Source organism: Edaphobacter aggregans DSM 19364, from assembly GCF_000745965.1.
Lineage (GTDB): Bacteria > Acidobacteriota > Terriglobia > Terriglobales > Acidobacteriaceae > Edaphobacter > Edaphobacter aggregans.
The window spans coordinates 1-2,517 of the sequence record NZ_JQKI01000294.1 but is presented as its reverse complement, the minus strand read 5'-3'; the positions used below and the strand labels follow the sequence as shown (position 1 = coordinate 2,517).

The window sequence follows — 2,517 nt, the reverse complement described above, 5'->3', positions numbered from 1 at the left end:
GGAGCTTTCGCTTCTTCAACCTTCAAGAATTATTCGGGCTAGCTAGCGAGAGTGTCGAGTTGTATCCTGTCTGTTGACCCTGCTTCACACGCACCTTCGCGGCAGTTGGAGTAAAAGCGATCGCGGAGACGAAAACGTCATAGAACCCGGCCGGAACGCCCACCGAATATTTCCCACTCGCGTCTGTCGTAACTACCACGTCGTGCCGGATACCGACGTTGTCTTTCAGTCCAACGGCGCTGCCGCTGGAATCCCAATGAACAATCACACGAGCATTGGCGATGGCCGCACCTTGTGAGTCATTGATATGCCCAGATATCGCCGATCGTTGCTGGGCGGCGAGAAGAGAAATGCAAGTCAGAAACACAAACCCTGTTGTCCTCTGGCAAATCAGAGCCTTTCCAAACTTCTTCATTGGATAATGAATACATAAGGTCTTCCCCGGAAACGGTATAGGTAAGGTCTATAGGTAAGTTCGATCTGAACCCCGGGCTGCCGACGGTGCTCTTTGGCTCGCCGTCGAGCTCCTCTTCAGCCACGGCCAGCAAACAGGGCGACGATTAGCCCTGATAAGCAAGTATTGGATCGACCCCAACCTTTGAGTTGCGGTCATGTGGCCCAGTCTGTCGCGAATCGTTGCCATCTCCCGGTTACGGCCGCTCCGGAGCCCGTCCGATCGGTGGTCGAGGTGGCCTGAATCCTTAAGCCAGCTTTCTGTTCCGTTGCTCCCCAATACATCAGTATCGATGTGAGCGGTTGCCAGGGAGCGCGCAATCTCGCAGCAAAATCGGACAAGAGCTACGGTGTTGCGTCATCGCCTAATGGATGAGGGTGACTTCATCAGGCCGACCGATACCTCCTTCCCCCCCAGCTTTTCGCCGCTGCGGCAATAAGCCGCGAACAACTCGCGGCCGCGTTTATGCACGTGCGGACAATAAGGAAACTTCATGACGTGCTCCTTCCGTACAGACAGGGCCTTGCGCGATGAAGCCTTCGGTCACGGTGGAATCCGAAGCTATGCCGAAAACCAGGCGCATGCAGCGCCGGTTCGATTATTGTTCCACTCCGTTGTGCCCTGGAGTGCAGAAAATATAATGCCACCCGGCGGATTTTGTGTGTTCGGTACCCGACGCTTTTCCCATTATTTATTTCGGAGATGCATGGTCTTTCCCGCATCGATCTCCGGCTTCATGCCTCAATTCCGTTGTTGTCTTCCGCCGTAATGGCGCGCAAAACCTGGACTGCTTGCTGGCCAAGTCCCCGCCGTGCGGTGGATGCTGGCGACCTCATTTCTTCTTCAGCTCCGCTTCCCAGTTCGTAACAAGCGTTAACGGGATACTGGCCGTCGGGAAATTCACGGTCGAGATCAGAAAGCGCTTTCCGTCCGGTGTTACGTCAAAGCCGAGAAAGGATGCGTAGGGGGACGACAAGGGAAAGAGCGTCTGTGGGGCTCCTAGTGAGATTTCCCCGCCCTCTTCCTCCACGTTTACGGCGATGATGCTGTTTTGCGGAGGGGAAAAATAGAAGAGCTCTTTGCTGTCTCCTCGCCAGCGCAGCAGGTTACCGCTTTGCGTGGATACCTGGTGCTGATGAGTCGCATCAGGGAATTTTGCGAGGTAAACGTCAGGTACTCCTCTATTCTGACCCGACACGTAAGCGATCCACTTGCAGTCGGGAGAGAAGACCGGAGAGTTAACTCGGGTTTGGATCAGAGCGAACGGTTTGCGATCTCCGGTGAGAGGGAGGATCCAGACCGCGGGTGGCGAATCCTTTGAAGAGCGCGTGTAAGCCAGGTACCGCCCATCACGACAGATCGATCCCGGCACCTCATTTACGCCTTCGGATCTGAGAACGGTCTCAATTCCCCCGCTGCCATCGCTCCTGGTGCGATAGATATGATCCGGACTTCCACCGAATCCTGACGCAAATAGCACGAACTGCCCATCGGGCTGCCATACAGGACGGCCTTCGTCTTCCAAAGACGACGTCAGCCGAGTCTTTGTGTGCCGGCTCATGTCGTAGCTCCATAGGTCTGGATTGAGACCGTTCGGGTTGTAGATACTCTCTGCGACTCGAGTTCCATCCGGCGACAGAGCGATCTCCCTGATGGGTCCTGTATCAAGCGTATCGCCCCGTCTTCCGTCACGGTCATACCAGCTCAGGGCAAAGGGCCCGGAAGGGGCCGGATAGTAGACCAGATTCCCTGCCGGAGACACACTGAAGAGTGCGGTGTTGTTTGTGGTACTGACCGCAACATGGTCTGGCATAGCAACGGGCTCGCCCAAGACGACGAGCTTTCGTTCGTCGAAGGGCTGCGTTACGATCGCTCCATCGCGTACGTAAATGATGGTTCCCCCACTCTCGTAGGCGGGTCCCACAAAAGTCTTGACCACTAGGCGATGCTCTTTCGTGTCCAAGGAAATTACGACACACTACCCATCGTCAGGACCTTCCCGAGCGAGTGACGATCATCCGCCCTCGTCATCCGTTTGCGGGCAAGCTGCTCGAGCTTCTTCG

General features: G+C 55.7%; 2 protein-coding genes. Both read right to left on the bottom strand.

Going from position 1 to position 2,517, the window contains the following annotated elements; genetic code table 11:
- Positions 1–22: 22 nt before the first annotated feature.
- On the bottom strand, positions 23–415 hold the full coding sequence (locus Q363_RS31300) for a carboxypeptidase-like regulatory domain-containing protein (RefSeq protein WP_035358625.1): 393 nt from the start codon (positions 413–415) through the stop codon (positions 23–25).
- 871 nt (positions 416–1,286) lie between these two features.
- Entirely contained in the window at positions 1,287–2,393 is a 1,107-nt protein-coding gene (locus tag Q363_RS31295) for a TolB family protein (RefSeq protein ID WP_035358624.1), read from the bottom strand.
- Positions 2,394–2,517: the final 124 nt, after the last annotated feature.